Source organism: Burkholderia sp. 3C, from assembly GCF_054589155.1.
The window spans coordinates 1-17220 of sequence record NZ_BAAILN010000014.1 but is presented as its reverse complement, the minus strand read 5'-3'; the positions used below and the strand labels follow the sequence as shown (position 1 = coordinate 17220).

Below are 17220 nucleotides of genomic sequence, written 5' to 3'. Positions count from 1 at the left end.
ACGCCGCGATCGATCGCGGCGTGCGTGCAAGGCGAAAGGGGGTTCAGGCCGAGCGTGTCGCCGGCGTGTCGGCCGCCGGCGAGCCGCCGCGCAGGCGCGGATGCCGTGACAGAGCGAAGCTGCCCGCAGCCGCGATGGCGAGGCACAGCGCCATCAGGCCGAACATCGCGCCGCTGGGCCAGTGGCCGGCCAGCATGTAGCCGCCGGACATCGAGCCCACCACCGACCCGATGCGGCCGACGCCGAGCGCCCAGCTCATGCCGGTGGAACGGCTGGCGGTGTCGTAGAAGCTGGTGGTCACCACGTGCGCGCCGGTCTGTGCGCCGCCCGTACCGATGCCGATCAGCACCAGCACGGGCACCCACGCTGCGCTGGCGGTGCCGATCGAATCGATGCCGAGCAGGGCGAGCGCACCCGCGAGAAAGGCGGCTGTCAGCACCAGGCAGGCGCGGTAGCGGTCCATCAGGTAGCCGAGTGCGATCGCGCCGAACGTGCCGCCGAGCTGGAACGTGGCGGCCAGCATCGAGGCCTTGGCCAACGGCACGCCCATGCCGAGCAGCAGCGTCGGCAGCCAACTGTTGAGGAACAGCAGCACCAGCAGGCTGGACACATAGACCACCCAGATCAGCAGCGTGCCGCCGCGCATATCGGGGGCGAGCAGACGTCTCAGGGTCGGGCGCGCAGCGGGTGCGGGATCACGCGAAGGCAGCCGCAACGAGGCGAGATCCGCCGCCGGCGCGATGCGCGCCAGGATCGCCGCGATCGCGGCCTGCCGGCCGGGCCGTAAGGCCAGGAAACGCACCGATTCGGGCAGGTACGCGAGCATCGCCACGACCAGCGCGAGCGGCAGCACGCCGCCCGCCACCAGCACCGCCCGCCAGCCGAAGTCGCCGATCAGCCAGGCGGCCAGCATGCCGCTGATCGCGGCACCGCCGGTGAAGCCGCAGAACATCGCGGTCACCACGATCGCGCGATGCCGGCGCGGGCAGTATTCGGCGGTCAGCGTGATGGCGCCCGGCATCGCCGCGCCGAGCCCGAGCCCGGCCAGCAGACGCAGCACGATCAGCACCGGCAGCGACGGCGCGGCGGCCGAAACCAGCGTCAACAAGCCGAACGCGGCCACGCTCGCCACCAGCACGGTTTTGCGGCCATAACGGTCGGCCAGCGGTCCGATCGCCAGCGCGCCGATCATCAGGCCCACCACGCCGGAGCCGAACAGCGGCGCCAGTTGCGCGGGCGACAACTGCCATGCCGCGCGAATCGACGGCGCGATGAAGCCGACCAGGATCGAGTCGAAGCCGTCGAGCAGCACGGCCAGGAAACACAGCACGGCAATCAGCAACTGCCTGGCCGATAGCGGACGCGCATCGATGAATTCTTCCAACGAGGGGCCGGGGTGTTCGCTCACGATGTCTCCTGATGTCGTTGTCGTTGTCGTTTGGTGTGTCGCGGCGGCCGTCACGTGAGGCGCGAGCGTTCCGCCTCGTGCTTCCACAGGCTCCAGGCTTTTTCGATCACGCCGATATTGGTCTGGTCGGCGAGCCGTCCTTCGCCTTCGTCGAGATAGGTCACGGTGCCGCCCAACTGGATCGCTTTCTGCTGCGAGGCTGCATTGAGGTCGGTATAGATCGCGCGATAGACCGCCACCGCCAGCGTCTCGCCGGTGGTCACGAAGCCGTGCCCGCGCATCAGCGCGACAGCGGCCTGGCCGAGCGAGGCCGCCAGCGCCTTGCCCTGCTCGCCGTTGCGCACCAGCATGTCGGTGCAGCCGAAGCAGGTTCGGATATCGAATACCGGCGCGCCCTTCGAGAGAAAACCGGCCATGTGATAAACGGGTGCGAGCGCAACCGTCGAGGCCGCGAACGGAATCACGGACGGTGCATGGCTGTGCACGATCGCCATCACGTCGGGGCGTGCGCGATAGATCTCGGCGTGGATCGGCGCTTCGAGATAGGGTGTTCCCCGATATCCGTCCACCAGCCTTGCGTCAAGATTCATGGCCACGATGTCGTCGGGTTCGACCAGCTCCGCGGCGCGCGAGCGCGAGATCAGGAACTGCTCGGGCCGTGCCGGGTCCCGCACGCTGACGTGGCCGAACGCATCGAGTACGCCGCGTTGCGCGAGGATGCGGTTCGCCATGACCAGCTCGTGCCGCAATTCGGGCGAGGGGGCAGGGGAAGGAGTGAGATCGGTCACGGGGCTGCCGGGTCGGGTTGCAGGGTGAGCGAAGCCTATCGATGCGCGTTGCCGGCGTCACGCGAGAAATCCTTGCCGACCCGACAAGAATTTCTCGTGTGCCGCGCCGATGTTTTTATGTTGTCCTGACGAACCGCCATGCCAAACTACCTGCCACCGCTGAATGCCCTGAGAACCTTCGAATCGGCGGCTCGCCACCTGAGTTTCCGGCAAGCCGCCGAGGAGCTGAATGTCACGCCGGCCGCCGTCAGTCACCAGGTGCATGTGCTCGAGGAATTCCTCGGAATCGAGTTGTTCGAGCGCACCCGCAAGGGGCTGACGCTGACGCCGGCGGCGCGCGCCTGCCTGCCCAAGCTGCGCGAAAGTTTCGAGGCGATGCGCGAGTCGATGCTGCAACTGAGCCACTATCGCGACAAGGAGACGCTGACCATCAGCAGCCCGCCCTCGTTCGCCAACCGCTGGCTGATGCCGCGCCTGCATCGCTTCCTGGTGCATCGTCCCGATCTCGACGTGCATCTCATCTCGCGGATGCATGGCTTCGGGCATTCATGGACGAGCAGCGAAAGCGAGCGCGACAGCGTCTACCAATGGGCCGAGGAAGTGGACGTGGTCATGATGCTTGGCGACGGCCGTTACCCCGGCCTGGAAGCGGCCGCCGTGATGCCACTGAGTGTTACGCCGATGTTGAGCCCGGCCTTGTGTTCGGCGGACTTGCTGGCCGAGCCGCAGCGGTTGTTCGGCCTGCCCTTGCTGCACGACGATCGCGGCCTGTTGCATGGCGGTGAATCGTTCTGGCAACGCTGGGCCGATAGCCGCGGCCTGACGCTGCCGCCCGATGCCGACGGGCGGCATTTCTCGCACGCGATGTTCGCGATCGAAGCCGCTTCGGATGGGCTCGGCGTGGTGGCGAGTTCCCCGGCGCTCGCGCTGGCCGCGCTGGAGAGCGGCCGGCTGCTCGCGCCGTTCGCGCCGGCCGAGGCGCTGGGCGTGGCCTATCACGCGGTCGTGGCCGAACGCGCGGCCGGACGTGAAAGCATTCGAGCATTTCTTGATTGGGTGCGCCGCGAAGCGGACCTGACCGCGCAGGCCCTGGGCGCGTTGTTGCCGATCGGCCCGCGTATTCCCTGAATCGAGGCGGTTGGGTGGTCCGGGCGCCGGCAATTGACAGGAAATCCTGACGAGCCCCTCGGGCGATCATCCATTGCATCGATCTTGGTCGTCTGGCGGCTCATTCTTCTCGCCCAAAATACGGCCAATCGTCCAACTGATTCACCAATCCAGACAATCTTATTTATTGCAGGAAATTAATTGAAAATGAAAAATTCCCCCTGCGCATCGTGCAGATGGCGGCTCTCGTTATGCTTCCGGTGTTTGCACATGCGGACCAATCAGTTGCTGCAGTTTATAACTCGACACCTAAAACCCAGTGCTTCGCGGCGGAGCATAACCTGTCGATACGCGAAGAACTCGCCTTCGCCCACGGCGCAGAGCCGAAATCTGCCGATACGTTCCCAATTATTTTCCCGCTCAAGCTGCGCAACAAGGCTCAATTTGATGAGCTGATAAATGCGTTAACTTCTGATTCTGGATATGGCAAGCCTCGCCATCTCAGTGTCGAAGAATTTCGCTCCATTTATGCACCAAGCAACGATCAAGCGCGGCGTGTTGTGGATTATCTGAATCGTCACGGATTGACGCGCATCGAAGTCGCGCCAAACAGGCTGTTTGTTTCCGCCCGAGGGAACTCCTCCAGCATTCAACGCGCCTTTCAGACTGGAATGCATGTGTTCGCCATGGATGATGGGCGCTCCGTCTATGCGAATACGTCAGCAGCATTGCTTCCGCCCTCGATCTCGTCCATCGTTGACGGCGTGATCGGGCTGGACAATGTCACTTTGCTGCGCACAAACGGTCGGCGATCGCCTAACCCGATCAATGATACGGTGCCGTCACCAGCGGAACTGCGCCGGTCGGCCGAGACAGCGGGGGCTATTCCTTCCGTGACCGGCCATTGGCCGAGCGACTTCGTCGGTATCTATCACGCTGGCAACCTGCCAAGCGGTGGGGATACGACAGTTGGTGAGTAACCTGTTAAGTCGGTAATTCCCCGAGGGTACTCATTGAGGTGGCCTCGGGGTGGGCCGCGCAGGGAATGCTAAACGCCGCTGATCGATGATTGGTCGATGTGCCGCTTCTTCATCGAGTTCTCCTTGGTCGATAGGAAAAGAGAACCCACTTGCCGTTTGGCTACACGATTCGTCTCAGGTCATATCCTCGAAGGTCGCTAAGCTCTGGCGCCGGCGGTCCACGATCAGCCGCGTGACATCGGGGCGTGCATAATGCCCAGCCAGATCGAAGTTCTGCCTTTCACGCCGCACTGCGCGATGATCCAGCGTGGCGACGATCAGCTCCTCTCGTCCCTGGACCGGCTCCACCACCCAGGCGCCGTCCGGTCCCGCGATGCACGACCCGCCATTGGCCGGCATTTCGGGGCAATGCTCGTTGTTCAGCATGGCCGCCACGGGGCTGTCCAACGGCACATCCTCGCGTCTGAGCAGACCGCTTACGGCAAGCACGTAGCTGCGTCCTTCTCGCGCCAGAAAGCGTGTCGTGCTCTCCGTATTGCGCACATTGCCCGGCCAGAGGGCAACGTGCAGATCCTCGCCTTGCGCGTAGAGCGCCGCACGCGAGAGCGGCATCCAATTCTCGAAGCAATTCAGGCCGCCCACCATGAACGGCCCGACCGGGTGGGTTTGCAGCCCGTGGCCGTCACCCGGCGCCCAGCTTAGGCGTTCTTCGTAAGTCGGCAACAATTTTCGATGCACCGAGGCGATCCGGCCATCGGCGCCGATATGCACGCGCGAGCAATAAACGCTGTGGCCGCCCCGATCCAAGGGGCGTTCGATCACGCCGAGCATGACGGCAATCTCATGCCGCGCGGCGGCGGCGCAGACACCGGCTAAATGTCCTGCCTCCACTTGAACGGCCTGGTCCAGATAGTGCGCATGAATTTCCTTCTGAAGCGGCGACTCGAAGCGCGCGCCATCCGTGTGTTCGATCCAAAAAGGATAGCCGGGCGCCAAGGCTTCACCGAAGGCCACGAAGCCGCAGCCCGCCTGCGCTGCGCGGCCGATCCAATCCTCCACCTTGGCCAGGGTGGCCTCGCGCTGGAGCCAAATCGGCGCGATCTGCGCCAAGCCGACGGTCAAGCCATCTCTATCCGACATCGCAATTTCCCTCCTTTGACTTATGCACGTTTTGACTGATTTGCATTGTCATCATCGATTCGTATCGCGATAATCCCCCGAGCCGGAACAGGATTTATGTTTGAAATGCACAAACGAGCCCCCATGACACGGCCGCCTACCGATGACCCCAAGTGAGCTGCATTCTCTGTTGCCCGATCTGGCCACCTTCGCTTCCGTGGTCGAGGCCGGCAATTTCTCGTCGGCCGCGCGGCTGCTGGGTACCACGCCCTCGACAGTAAGCCGCCAAATGCAGCGGCTCGAGCGGGCGCTCGGCGTCAAGCTGCTGGAACGCTCGACGCGCAGCCTCCGCCTGACCGAATCCGGTACGCAGGTTTATCACTACTGCCACAACATGGTTCACTCGGCCGCCGATGCGGTCGATACCGCCGGGCATCTCAGCGCCGAGGCACACGGCCGGGTCAGTGTCAGCGCGCCGATTGCCTACGCCAAGAGCGTGGTGCATCCGTTGATCGATGGGTTTCTGCGCGCACACCCCCGGGTTCAAGTCCAGCTGTTTTTCGAGGATCGCGAGGTCGATCCGGTGCGCGATCCGATCGATCTCGTGCTTCGGCCCACACCCACGCCGCCGCCGGGTTTAATCGCGCGCCAGCTCGGCACCGTACGTTGGTTGCTCTGCGCATCGCCTGCTTACTTGCATGAGCGAGGGATACCGGAAGAACCCGAGGCGCTGCGTCAGCACGATTGCTTGCAGCTTGGCGACCACGCCAACGACGGCAAATGGATTTTTCGGCGCGGCACGCAAATGCATACCGTGGAAGTTCACGGGCGCTACATCGTCAACGACGTGAGCGCGCGAACCGACGCCACCTTGTCGGGCTGGGGCATCGCCAGCCTGCCGGATTATGCCGTCAAGGATTTCCTGCGTGAGGGCTCGTTGCGGCAAGTGCTGTCCGACTGGTCGTTCGAACCGCGCGTCTACAGCGGTCCGGTCTGGCTGCTGTATCCGCGTAACCGCTTCCTGCCGCTGAAGGTGCGGGCCATGATCGATTGGTTGACGGAAAGGCTATCGGGTTCGTAAGTTCAGCAAGCGACGGGTAAGACGGTGAAACTCGCTTTCGCAGTATCCAGGTGCAGAACTGTGTGGCCAGTCGCACATACTCTGTCACCCTATGTGCGCGGCTCCCCCAAAAAAATTTCCAACACCCCCTTGACCATCTACCTTCCAGTAGATATATTACGACCCATGGAAACGAAAACACCCGTCCGAGACCAACTGCTGGAGCACGCGATCGAGCTGATCATGCTGCGCGGCTTCAACGGTTTCAGCTACCGCGATCTGTCCGAGCGGGTGGGTGTGAAGACGTCGAGCATCCACTACTACTTCCCCGCGAAGGACGACCTGGTGCTCGAAGCGGTGCAGCAGTACAGCGAGCGTGTGATGGCCGGCATCGATACGATCGATGCTTCGCTGGCCGCGGACGCAAAGCTGAGCCGCTACACCAGGCTGTTCGGCAAGACGCTCGGCGATGGCAACCTCATCTGCCTGTGCGGCATGCTGGCAGCCGACATCGAATCCTTGCCGGAAACGGTGCGGCACGCCGTGCAGGCCTTCTTCAGCGCGAACGAGCGCTGGTTGGCGGCACTGCTGGCGCAAGGGGCGAAGGAAGGCACGCTGGCATTCAGCGGCAAGCCGGAGCACGCGGCCCGCACGCTGTACGCGGCCTATCAGGGCGCGGTGCTGGCAAGCCGGTTGTTCCAGCAGAAGGCACGGCTGGATGAAGTCGAAAAGGCGTGGAAAGCACGCGCCTGACGGCGGAGGTCACACAAGAAGACACAAGGCGGTCCACCGCCTTTTTATTGAAGCCGGTTATCTATCTATGAGTAGATAAAATTGGCGGGCAACACCAGCAGGACACGTCGTTCGCAACACCCAGCGCAGGCCACCCGGTCTGCATTTTTTGAGTTGTTATGTCTACCTTGTAGTAGATAGATTTAAAAACCGTTCACTTACTCATCAGGAATCAGGAGCCCATCATGTCGATCGAAAACGTTCTCTACCGTGCCCACGCTCACGCAACCGGCGGCCGCGACGGCCGTGCCGTGGTGCCCGAAGGCAAGCTCGATTTCAAGCTGGTCACGCCGCGCGAGCTCGGCGGCGCGGGCGGCGAAGGCGCGAACCCGGAACAACTGTTCGCCGCCGGCTACAGCGCATGTTTCCTCGGCGCGATGAAGTTCGTTGCGGCGCGCGACAAGATCAAGATCCCGGCCGACGTGGCGATCGACGGCAGCGTGGGTATCGGCGCGATCCCGAACGGCTTCGGCATCGAGGTGGAACTGAAGATCGCGTTGCCGGGCATGGAGCGCGAAGCCGCCCAGGCGCTGATCGAGAAGGCGCACATCGTCTGCCCGTACTCGAACGCCACGCGCGGCAACATCGACGTCACGCTCACGCTGGTCTGAGCGCCGTCCGCACACGCTGTTCACCATTACGCCATCGTCATCGTCACCCATATTGCTGAGGAATCCATCATGAAGATCGTCAAGTTCGCCCTGATCGCCACCGCGATCGCCGCCGCCACCTCTGCCTTCGCCGCCGGCCCGGCCAACCCGGCCGTGCCGGCCAATCAACCGGATGCGGTCACGAGCCGCTTCCTCGCGGCACTGAACGGCTCGAAAGGGCCGGGCCTCGAAACGCTGTCGCCCGAAAAGGCGCGGCAGGTGCTGGTGGGTGCGCAGAACAGCGTGAAGGTGGATCTGTCGGGCATCGAGGTGACGAACCGCACGATCGAGCAGGACGGCCTCAGCGTGCCGGTCACGATCGTGCGTCCGGAAGGCGTGAAGGGCACGCTGCCGGTGTTCATGTTCTTCCACGGCGGCGGCTGGATTCTCGGCGACTTCCCGACGCATGAACGCCTGGTGCGTGACCTCGTGGTGCAATCGGGTGCGGTGGCGGTGTTCGTCAACTACACGCCGTCGCCGGAAGCGCGCTATCCGGTGGCGATCAATCAGGCGTACGCAGCAACGAAGTGGGTGGCCGCGCACGGCGATGAAATCGGCGTGGACGGCAGCCGCCTGGCGGTGGTGGGCAATAGCGTGGGCGGCAACATGGCGACGGTGGTGGCGTTGATGGCAAAGGACAAGAGCGGCCCGGCGATCCGCTTCCAGGGCCTGCTCTGGCCGGTGACGGATCACAACTTCAACGACGGCTCGTATCTCGCGTATCAGAAGGATCACTTCCTGACGCGGCCGATGATGAAGTGGTTCTGGGATGCCTATACGAAGCAGGAAGCCCAGCGCAACGAAATCTACGCCTCGCCGCTGCGCGCCTCGACGGACGAGCTCAAGGGCCTGCCGCCGGCGCTGATCGAAGTCGCGCAATTCGACGTGCTGCGCGACGAAGGCGAAGCCTACGGCCGCAAGCTCGACGCGGCCGGCGTGGAAGCGACCACCACCCGCTACAACGGCACGATCCATGATTTCGGATTGCTGAACGCCCTGGCCGAAGACCCGGCGACCCGCTCGGCGATGAAGGCGATGGCGGACCAGTTGAAGGCGCGCCTGAACTGAGCGGTATCGCATTGCCCCCTGCACCTTGACGCAGGGGCCGCGCGACAGGCTATCCTTGGCGGTTTCGAATCTCACGGATGCCCGCCATGAAATCAACGCCTGAATCGCGCGGCGCCGGCCCCGACGCCGCCGCGCCTGCAGAGGCCGGCGGCGAGCGCACGGAATCGGTTGCGGCGGTCGGCAAGGTCTTCACGATCCTGTCGGCCGTCGGCGCGCGCGGCGCGTGCGACGCGGCCGAGCTGTCGCTGCAACTGGGCATGTCGCGCACGGCCGTGCAGCGGTTGCTGCACACGCTCGACACGCTCGGTTACGTGGTGCGCGAGGCCGGCACCGAACGTTACCGCCTCGGCATCCGCCTGTTCGAACTCGGCGCAAAGGCGCTGGAGAGCGTGGATCTGGTGCGCGAGGCCGATCTGGAGATGCGGCGCATCGCGGCCACCACGCGCGAGGCGATCCATCTGGGCGCGCTCGACGAGGACGCCATCATCTACATCCACAAGATCGACGCCGATTACGGCCTGCGCATGCAATCGCGCGTGGGGCGCCGCAATCCGCTGCACAGCACCGCGATCGGCAAGGTGCTGCTGGCCTGGATGCCCGAGGACGAACAACGCGAAACGCTCGCGCGCGTGGAGTTCAAGCTGTCCACGCCGCGCACGCTGGCCTCGGCCGAGGCCTTGCTGGCGGTGCTGCCGCAGGTGCGCCGGCAAGGCTATGGTGAGGATGACGAAGAACAGGAAGAGGGGCTGCGCTGCCTCGCGGCGCCGATCTTCAACCGCTTCGGCAATGCGGTGGCGGGCTTGTCGATTTCGTTTCCGACGATCCGCTGCGGCGCGAACACCACCACGCATTACGTCGCGCTGCTGCGCGAGGCGGGGCAGGCGATCTCGGCGCGGATCGGCTATCGCGGCGAGTGGCCGGGGCCGAAGCCGGGCGCACCGCGCTGAACACTCGCGTCGTCAGGCCGCTGTTTTACGCAGCGCGCCGCGCATGAACGACACGAAGCGCGCCGTCACGGCATCGTGACGCGCCTCGGGCCAGCCGAGGCCCACGCGCCATTTCGCATCGCGATCCCGCAGCTCCTGCACGGTGGCGTCGCGCAGCAAATGCCGTGCGCCCGACGGGATGAACGCCACGCCGGCTCCCGCGGCCACCGACGCCAACACCGATTGCACATCCTCCGCCTGCTGGCTCACGTTCGGCACGAAGCCGCGCGCGCGGCACCAGCGGTCCACTTGCGCCGCCAGGCCTGCGCCGCGCGAGCGCTGCAGCATCACGAAACCGAGTTCGTTGAGTGCGTCGAGTTGCGCAGGCACCTTCACTTGCCCCCATTGCGGTGGCAGCGCCAGCGCGAGCCGTTCGTCCAGGACACCGAACGAAGCCAGGCCCGGCGCCGACGGCAGCCGCAGGAACCCCGCCTCCAGCTTGCCGGCCAGCATGCGCCGCGTCTGCTCGGCCGACGACAGATCGCTGAGCGTGATCGACACCAGCGGATGCTGGCGCCGGAATTCGGCGATCAGCGGCGGCACCAGCGTCAACACCGACAAACAGATGCCGATGCGCAGATGCCCGCGCTTGCCGCCGCTGGTTTCGCGGGCGCGCGCGAGGATCTCGTCGGCATCGCGCACCAGCGATTGCGCGTCGGTCACGAAGGTTTCGCCGAACGTCGTCAGCTCCGCGCCGTGGCGGCCGCGCTCGAACAGCCGGCCGCCCACGCTCGTTTCGAGCGCGCCGATCTGTTTGCTCAGTGCCGGCTGGCTCAGGTGCAGCGCGTCGGCGGCGCGCCCGAAATGGCGCAGTTCGGCGACGGTCAGAAAGGCACGCAGTAGTTTCAGTTCCATTCCGCAGGGTTATCGGATCGATCGAAACATTCATTTTACGTATCGATGGCGAACGCGTTCAATGACATCTCTTTCGATGCCGGCATGCCGGAAAGGAACCGCGATGCGTGCCCGACGCCCGAACCCCTGTTGTCCCGCCGACGAAGCGTTGCCGGATGCGCTGCCGGTGCAGCCTGCATCGCAGGCCGGCAAGCGTGCGCGAGGGCGATTCGCGACGGTCGAGAGCGAGGCGTCGCAGCCGGCGGCAAGCGGCTCGATCGCCGTGAGCTTCGCGATCGTCTCGTTCCGCAACTGGCCTCGGCGCGGTTTGTAGGGTCCGAGCTCGCTCAGGCCGTGCCGGTTTTGCGATCCAGCCCTGTCAATGGCGCGCCGGCCAGTTCGCCGAGCAGGCGCCGCGTGGAGGTCTGGCCGGTCGGCGCACTGATCCGCCAGCAGCTCGCGGATGCCTGCCTGACGCGCCGGTATCGCCGCTGGTTGGCCAGGGGAGGTTGTAGGCTGTAGAAAAATTGTCGACGAGATTGCCGATTCAGCACGAATTGGCAGGACTAAAAATCGGAAAGACAGTAGAAAATCTACTGAATCGATGCAGATTTGATGATTCGACACGCGCGCCGTGCCGTCCTACAGTGCCGAATGCACGAGGCGGGCGTATCGGCCGCCTCCCATTCATTCGGAATCTCGGGAGAAATCATGTCTGCACAGAAAGTTGCGCTCGTCACGGCCGCCGGCAAGGGCATGGGGGCCGAAATCGCCCGCGAACTGGCCGCGCAAGGCTATCGCGTGGCATTGATGTCGCCGTCGGGCAGCGCCGTGCGTCTGGCCGAGGAACTGGGCGGCTTCGGGCTGGCCGGCTCGGTGACCGAGGACGCCGACATCGAGCGGCTGGTCACAGGCACGTTGGCGAAGTACGGCCGCATCGACGCCGTGGTCAACAACACCGGCCATCCGCCCAAGGGCGACCTGCTGGCCGTCGAGGATGCGCAGTGGCATCTCGGCCTCGATCTGATCGTGCTGAACGTGGCGCGCGTGCTGCGCCGCGTGACGCCGGTGTTCCAGAAGCAGGGCGGCGGCGCGGTGATCAACATTTCGAGCTTCGCGGCCGACGCGCCCGAGCAGTCGATGCCGGTGTCGTCGGCGCTGCGCGCCGCGCTCAGTTCGTTCACCAAGCTCTACGCAGACCGCTACGCCAGCGAGAACATCCGCATCAACTCGGTGCTGCCGGGCTTCATCGACAGTTGGCCGGAAACGCCGGAAATCGTCGCGCGGATTCCGGCCGGCCGCTTCGGCAAGACGCAGGAAATCGCGAAGACGGTGGCGTTCCTGCTGTCGGACGGCGCCGGTTACATCACCGGGCAGAACATTCGCGTGGATGGCGGGATCGTCCGCTCGCAATAAACCAGCTCGTGTCGCATCGACCACGCCGGCGGCGCCTCGTGCGCGCGCCGGCATTGTCGTTTGGGGCTGCGCACGTCACGCCGCAAGAGAACATCAATGCAACTGCACGGCCGCCAGGCACAGCACCATCCCGCCGATCGCGCCGTCGAGCAGGCGCCACGCGATCGCCTTCTTGAACCACGGCGCCAGCAGGCGCGCACCGTAGCCCAGGCCGACGAACCACACCAGGCTGACTACCATCGCGCCCACCGCGAAGGCCGAGCGCGTGCCTTCGGCTTCGCGCGCGCCGGCCGTGCCGATCAGCAGGAACGTGTCGAGATAGACGTGCGGATTGAGCCAGGTCAGCGCGAGCGTCGCGACGATCACCGTCCATGCGCTTTGCGGCGGCGGCGCGACGCCGCCGGCCGCGCCGGTGTCGAGCGTGGCATGGCCGGGCTTCAGTGCGCGCCGCAGCGCGCTGAGGCCGAACCACGCCAGATAGGCGAGCCCGGCGTAGAGCACGCCGTGGATGAAGGTCGGGTAACGCACCACCAGCGCCGAGGCGCCGCCGACGCCGGCCGCGATCAGCAGCATGTCGGAGAGCGTGCAAAGCACGACGATCTTGCCGACGTGCGCGCGCTGTATACCCTGGCGCAAGACATAGGCGTTCTGCGCGCCGATGGTGACGATCAGCGAGGCGCACAGCGCCACGCCGTGGGAGAAGGCGATCCAGTTCATAGATATAAGGGACAGTAGACTTGGGCTTCGGATGGCGCTAGTCTGCGGCTTCGGTATAGCTAAGAAAAGCTAATTTCCCTAATGCGGATGAAGGAAAACTCATGCTCGACTATGCGTTGCTCGACGCGCTGGCGGCGGTGATCCGGCACGGATCGTTCGAACGCGCGGCGAAGGACCTGAACGTGTCGCCGTCGGCCGTCTCGCAGCGCATCAAGCTGCTGGAGGAGCGCGTCGGCGCGGTGCTGGTCAAGCGCGGGCAGCCGTGCGTGGCGACCACCTCGGGCGCGCTGCTGTGCCGCCATACCGAGCGCGTGCAGTTGCTGGAGGCGGAGCTGTCGGGCCAGGCGCCCGAGTTGCCGGGCATCGGCGGCGCGTGGCCGACCTTGCGGATCGCGGTGAACGACGACAGCGTGGCGACCTGGTTCATCGATGCGGTCGGCCCGTTCTGCTCGCAAAGCGGCACGCTGCTCGATCTGGTGATCGACGATCAGGATTACACGGCCGAGCGAATTCGCGACGGCAGCGTGCAGGGCGCCGTGACCGCGCAGGCCGAGCCGATTCAGGGCTGCCGCTCGACGCGGCTCGGCAGCATCCGCTATCACGCGGTTTGCTCGCCCGAATTCCATGCGCGCTATTTCTCGGACGGCCTCACGCGCGATGCGCTGCGTCGCGCGCCGTGCGTGACGTTCAGCCCGAAGGACAGCCTGCAATCGCGCTTCATCCGCCGTGCCACGCGCGCCGATCTCGATCCGCCGAAGCACTGGATTCCGCACGTGGCCGGTTATTTGCGCGCGTGCGAGACGGGGCTGGGCTGGGGCATGTGCCCCGATCGGATGATCGAGCGGCAGGTGGCGGCGGGCGAGATGATCGATTTGTCGGCAGGACGCAGCATCGACGTGGAGCTTTACTGGCAAAGCTGGCGGCTGTCGATCGGCTGGCTTGACGAATTCAGTCGGGCCTTGAAGACCGAGGCGGCGCGCTGGCTCGATTGATATCGATCGATGCGCGTGAAGACGGTGATGCAACGACACGGCGCCCCGAAGGGCGCCGCGCGGTATTGCTGAGGACAACCGATGAAGCCGCGATGCACGGCCGCCTTCAGACGGCGCGCAGCCCGTCGAAATCGAGCACGCGCACGATGCGGCCTTGCATCGACAGCAGGCCGGCGCGCTGGAACTTCGACAGCGTGCGGCTGACCGTTTCGAGCGTGATGCCGAGGTAGCTGCCGATTTCCTCGCGCGTCATGCGCAGGTTGAATTCGGATGACGAGTAGCCGCGCAGCCGATAGCGCGAGGAGATGTCGATCAGGAAGGCCGCCACGCGTTCGTCGGCGTTCAGCGAGCCGAGCAACACGGATTGGGACGTTTCGCGCACGATCTGTTCGCTCATCAGCTTGAGCACGCGCGCCTGCAACGTGCTGGCTTCGGTGCACAGCGAACGCAACGGCGAGTAGGGGATCACGCAGACGGTGCTGTCTTCCAGCGCGACGGCGGTGCGCGGATGCTGATCGCCGGCGATGCCGTCGAAGCCGAGCGCCTCGCCGGCGAGGTGCAGGCCGGCCACCTGCTCGCGGCCATCCTGGCGCGTGGCGACGGTTTTCAGTGCACCGGAGCGCACCGCATAGAGGCTGTCGAACATATCGCCTTCGCGAAACAGCGTTTCGCCACGGCGCACCGGGCGCGCGGCGCCGATGACCGATTCGAGGCGCTCGACCGCCTCGTTGCTGAGGCCCTGTGGCATGCAGAGATGGCGCATCGAACAGGTCGAGCAATGGGCGGCCTGGTGAGGTGCCCAGGAGGTGGTGGAGCGGGGGCGGGCGGGTTGCCGCGTGATGGGGGTCAGCATGGTGGTGCTCGCTCAAGAAATCACAACCGAAACATTTTCCCACCGGGGTTTCCCCGAACTGAGCGGCAAAACGCCGCGACGCAGCGTGCATTCCCGTTGCGCCACGGCAAAGCAATCAATTTTCCGAATTGTCTTATGCGTCGTCCTGATGCGCGGCGGCTGTCGGGATCAGCAAAACCGGCAACGTGGCCTGCCGGATGCATTGCTCGGCGATGCTGCCGAGCACTAGCCGCTTGAAGCCGCGGCGGCCGTGCGTGCCGAGCACCAGCAGGTCGGCGCCGTATTCCTTGGTGGCGTCGAGGATCAGCGACGCGACGTCGGCCAGTGTGGTGGCCTCGCCGGTGATCACGTCGCCCTGCACGCCGGCCGCGGCGATCAGGCGCGCGAATTCCTGGGTCAGGTCGCCGCCCTGCGCGATCAGTTGCTGGCGCAGCACCGACGGGTCGTAGCCCGGCACGTTGTAATAGAGCGCGGCGTTTTCGATCGCGTAGAACGCGCGCAGCGTGGCGCGTTCGGAGCGCGCGAGCGCAAGCGCGGAATCGAATGCATGACGCGAGGTTTCACTGCCGTCGACGGCGACGAAGATGCGCTGATACATGATGGCTCCGGGGTGCGGTAAGGGAATCGTCCGGCCTGCGCCGGACGTGTCGTGCAGGCGCTGACCGTCTGGAGGATAACCGAGCGCATCGGCGCTTGCATCGGCCCGCGACCGCGACATTTTCACGATGTGGAGATGCCGGCGCGACGGCGCGGTTGGGCCGTGTTGCGTGCCGACGGCGCAACATCGCGCTGCCCGATCGGGATAAACCCGCGCTGCGGCGCCGCAATGCTTGGCTGTAGCGGCATGTGCGCCGCCGGCCGATCTGAACGCTTTTATTTCGGTTGGATGACGCCGGAGCGACCGAGTATGATGCTTTTTCGAGATGGCGCGGCGAGATCGCGCCGGCCGTGCGAATCCTGCCCGCAACGGGCGCCGCGGCACCCTAACGACGTGTAGTGAAGAAGAACGCAAGGGACCTAAGGTGGGGCAGCTCATGCACTCGACGACAACGGCATTCACGCATCGCGGTTACCTGTTGAACTGCGCGCCGGCGCGGATCAGCGACGGCTTGTTCCAGCCCTATGTGGTGATCTCCCGATCGAGCGATGGTGAATTGGTCGCGAATCGTTTTTTCCCTTCGGATCTCCATTTCGGCGACGAAAGCGACGCCATCGCGCATGCGCGCGACTGGGCCGTGCGCTGGATCGACGCGAGCAACAAGACCGTCTAGCCGGGCGGCGTGGATACGCATCGGCTCGCCCGTGCTGGCCGGGTTTCGCGGGCGCAGGCGAAACGCGGTAATCTTGTCGGTCCTGCCATCCCTCTTATTTCACCAGCGCGGCTGTCTCCGGCCCCTCGCGCGCCGGGCACGGCTGTCTGTGTCATGTGCCATGTCGAATTCGTCTGCTGTCCGTACCTGGGATCTCGAACAGATCGTTGCCGAACTGCGCGAATCGCGCGAAACGCTGCACCGCACGCGGCATCCGCGCGGCATTCGCGAGCTGCCTTCGCGCGACGCGATCTGCCAGATCGTCACCGGCCTGCGCGCCTCGCTGTTTCCGACGCACTACGGCGCGCCGGACCTGACCGACGAGAGCGTCGATTTCTACGTCGGCCACACGCTCGAGAAGACGCTGCGCGTGCTGCACGAGCAGATCCGCCGCGTGCTGCCGTTTCTGCCCGAATACGCCGATGCGCCGGCCGCGCAACTCGACGAACGTTCGTTCGAGATCGCCCACACGCTCGGCCGCCAGTTGCCGTCGATCCGCGCGCTGCTGGTCAGCGACATCCATGCCGCCTATGCGGGCGACCCGGCCGCGCAGCACATCACCGAAATCCTGCTCTGCTACCCGGGCGTGCTGGCGATGATGCATCACCGCCTCGCGCACGCGTTGCACCGGCTCGGCGTGCCGCTGCTGGCGCGCTTCGTCAACGAGATCGCGCACTCGGCCACCGGCATCGACATCCACCCGGGCGCGACCATCGGCCCGAGCTTCTTCATCGACCACGGCACGGGCGTGGTGATCGGCGAGACGGCGATCATCGGCGAGCGCGTGCGCGTTTATCAGGCGGTGACGCTCGGCGCGAAGAGCTTCCCGTCGGATGGCGACGGCACGCTCGTGAAGGGCAACGCGCGCCATCCGATCGTCGAGGACGACGTGGTGATCTATGCCGGCGCAACCATCCTCGGGCGCGTCACGATCGGGCGCGGCTCGGTGATCGGCGGCAACGTGTGGCTCACGCACAGCGTGCCGCCGGGCAGCAGCGTCGCGCAGGGCAAGGTGCGCGAAGGCGGCCGGACCGAGAACAACGGGCAGGACTGACCGCGGCGCGGCGCCCGAAGGTGAGCGTTTTCGGGAGCCGCGCCGTGGCCGGTGCCCGGCATCGAATCGTTGGGATTCCGCATCGA

Annotated in this window: 19 protein-coding genes; 12 read left to right on the top strand and 7 right to left on the bottom strand. The window is 65.4% G+C overall.

What is annotated here, in order from left to right; genetic code table 11:
* Positions 1-43: 43 nt before the first annotated feature.
* Together ACYP33_RS02285 and ACYP33_RS02280 are read right to left on the bottom strand one after the other, a co-directional pair.
* Complete coding sequence (locus ACYP33_RS02285) at positions 44-1408, bottom strand: MFS transporter (RefSeq protein WP_459619461.1); 1365 nt, start codon at positions 1406-1408, stop codon at positions 44-46.
* Between the two features lie 50 nt (positions 1409-1458).
* Positions 1459-2196, bottom strand: coding sequence for a class II aldolase/adducin family protein (locus tag ACYP33_RS02280; RefSeq protein WP_459619459.1), 738 nt, complete (start codon positions 2194-2196; stop codon positions 1459-1461).
* 138 nt (positions 2197-2334) lie between these two features.
* Here ACYP33_RS02280 and ACYP33_RS02275 point away from each other — a divergent pair, with 138 nt between their 5' ends.
* Both ACYP33_RS02275 and ACYP33_RS02270 read left to right on the top strand, forming a co-directional pair.
* On the top strand, positions 2335-3324 hold the full coding sequence (locus ACYP33_RS02275) for a LysR family transcriptional regulator (protein ID WP_459619457.1): 990 nt from the start codon (positions 2335-2337) through the stop codon (positions 3322-3324).
* 215 nt (positions 3325-3539) lie between these two features.
* A complete protein-coding gene (locus ACYP33_RS02270) occupies positions 3540-4283 on the top strand; it encodes a protease pro-enzyme activation domain-containing protein (RefSeq protein WP_459619455.1) in 744 nt (247 codons plus the stop codon).
* Positions 4284-4457: 174 nt separating this feature from the next.
* Here ACYP33_RS02270 and ACYP33_RS02265 read toward each other — a convergent pair whose 3' ends face one another.
* Entirely contained in the window at positions 4458-5405 is a 948-nt protein-coding gene (locus tag ACYP33_RS02265) for a carbon-nitrogen hydrolase family protein (protein WP_459619453.1), read from the bottom strand.
* 160 nt (positions 5406-5565) lie between these two features.
* On the opposite strand from ACYP33_RS02265, the gene ACYP33_RS02260 reads away from it, so the two are divergent.
* From ACYP33_RS02260 to kdgR, 5 genes are all read left to right on the top strand, one after another.
* The gene (locus tag ACYP33_RS02260; RefSeq protein ID WP_459619451.1) at positions 5566-6483 is read left to right on the top strand and encodes a LysR family transcriptional regulator; all 918 of its coding nucleotides are present in this window, start codon (positions 5566-5568) and stop codon (positions 6481-6483) included.
* A gap of 165 nt (positions 6484-6648) precedes the next feature.
* Positions 6649-7215: a TetR/AcrR family transcriptional regulator gene (locus ACYP33_RS02255; protein ID WP_414440659.1), complete on the top strand. Its 567-nt coding sequence runs from the start codon at positions 6649-6651 to the stop codon at positions 7213-7215.
* Positions 7216-7439: 224 nt separating this feature from the next.
* Positions 7440-7865: an organic hydroperoxide resistance protein gene (locus ACYP33_RS02250; RefSeq protein ID WP_414440660.1), complete on the top strand. Its 426-nt coding sequence runs from the start codon at positions 7440-7442 to the stop codon at positions 7863-7865.
* A 69-nt stretch (positions 7866-7934) separates the two neighbouring features.
* The gene (locus ACYP33_RS02245) at positions 7935-8972 is read left to right on the top strand and encodes an alpha/beta hydrolase (RefSeq protein WP_414448681.1); all 1038 of its coding nucleotides are present in this window, start codon (positions 7935-7937) and stop codon (positions 8970-8972) included.
* An 86-nt stretch (positions 8973-9058) separates the two neighbouring features.
* Positions 9059-9919, top strand: a complete 861-nt coding sequence (gene kdgR, locus ACYP33_RS02240) for a DNA-binding transcriptional regulator KdgR (RefSeq protein WP_414440662.1) — start codon at positions 9059-9061, stop codon at positions 9917-9919.
* A gap of 12 nt (positions 9920-9931) precedes the next feature.
* Here kdgR and ACYP33_RS02235 read toward each other — a convergent pair whose 3' ends face one another.
* Positions 9932-10813: a LysR family transcriptional regulator gene (locus ACYP33_RS02235; protein ID WP_459619448.1), complete on the bottom strand. Its 882-nt coding sequence runs from the start codon at positions 10811-10813 to the stop codon at positions 9932-9934.
* Positions 10814-10916: 103 nt separating this feature from the next.
* On the opposite strand from ACYP33_RS02235, the gene ACYP33_RS02230 reads away from it, so the two are divergent.
* Both ACYP33_RS02230 and ACYP33_RS02225 read left to right on the top strand, forming a co-directional pair.
* The gene (locus tag ACYP33_RS02230; protein WP_459619446.1) at positions 10917-11126 is read left to right on the top strand and encodes a hypothetical protein; all 210 of its coding nucleotides are present in this window, start codon (positions 10917-10919) and stop codon (positions 11124-11126) included.
* Between the two features lie 377 nt (positions 11127-11503).
* Positions 11504-12208, top strand: a complete 705-nt coding sequence (locus tag ACYP33_RS02225) for an SDR family oxidoreductase (protein ID WP_459619444.1) — start codon at positions 11504-11506, stop codon at positions 12206-12208.
* Between the two features lie 93 nt (positions 12209-12301).
* Here ACYP33_RS02225 and ACYP33_RS02220 read toward each other — a convergent pair whose 3' ends face one another.
* Positions 12302-12925, bottom strand: a complete 624-nt coding sequence (locus ACYP33_RS02220; protein WP_459619442.1) for a LysE/ArgO family amino acid transporter — start codon at positions 12923-12925, stop codon at positions 12302-12304.
* A gap of 101 nt (positions 12926-13026) precedes the next feature.
* Between ACYP33_RS02220 and ACYP33_RS02215 the strand changes: the two genes are divergently transcribed.
* Entirely contained in the window at positions 13027-13917 is an 891-nt protein-coding gene (locus ACYP33_RS02215) for a LysR family transcriptional regulator ArgP (protein WP_414440668.1), read from the top strand.
* Between the two features lie 106 nt (positions 13918-14023).
* Here ACYP33_RS02215 and fnr read toward each other — a convergent pair whose 3' ends face one another.
* Positions 14024-14770: a fumarate/nitrate reduction transcriptional regulator Fnr gene (fnr, locus tag ACYP33_RS02210; protein ID WP_414448677.1), complete on the bottom strand. Its 747-nt coding sequence runs from the start codon at positions 14768-14770 to the stop codon at positions 14024-14026.
* 133 nt (positions 14771-14903) lie between these two features.
* A complete protein-coding gene (locus tag ACYP33_RS02205) occupies positions 14904-15368 on the bottom strand; it encodes a universal stress protein (RefSeq protein WP_414448676.1) in 465 nt (154 codons plus the stop codon).
* Between the two features lie 436 nt (positions 15369-15804).
* Here ACYP33_RS02205 and ACYP33_RS02200 point away from each other — a divergent pair, with 436 nt between their 5' ends.
* Both ACYP33_RS02200 and epsC read left to right on the top strand, forming a co-directional pair.
* On the top strand, positions 15805-16041 hold the full coding sequence (locus ACYP33_RS02200) for a hypothetical protein (RefSeq protein WP_414440671.1): 237 nt from the start codon (positions 15805-15807) through the stop codon (positions 16039-16041).
* Between the two features lie 160 nt (positions 16042-16201).
* Complete coding sequence (gene epsC / locus ACYP33_RS02195) at positions 16202-17134, top strand: serine O-acetyltransferase EpsC (RefSeq protein WP_414448675.1); 933 nt, start codon at positions 16202-16204, stop codon at positions 17132-17134.
* The last annotated feature ends 86 nt before the right edge of the window (positions 17135-17220 follow it).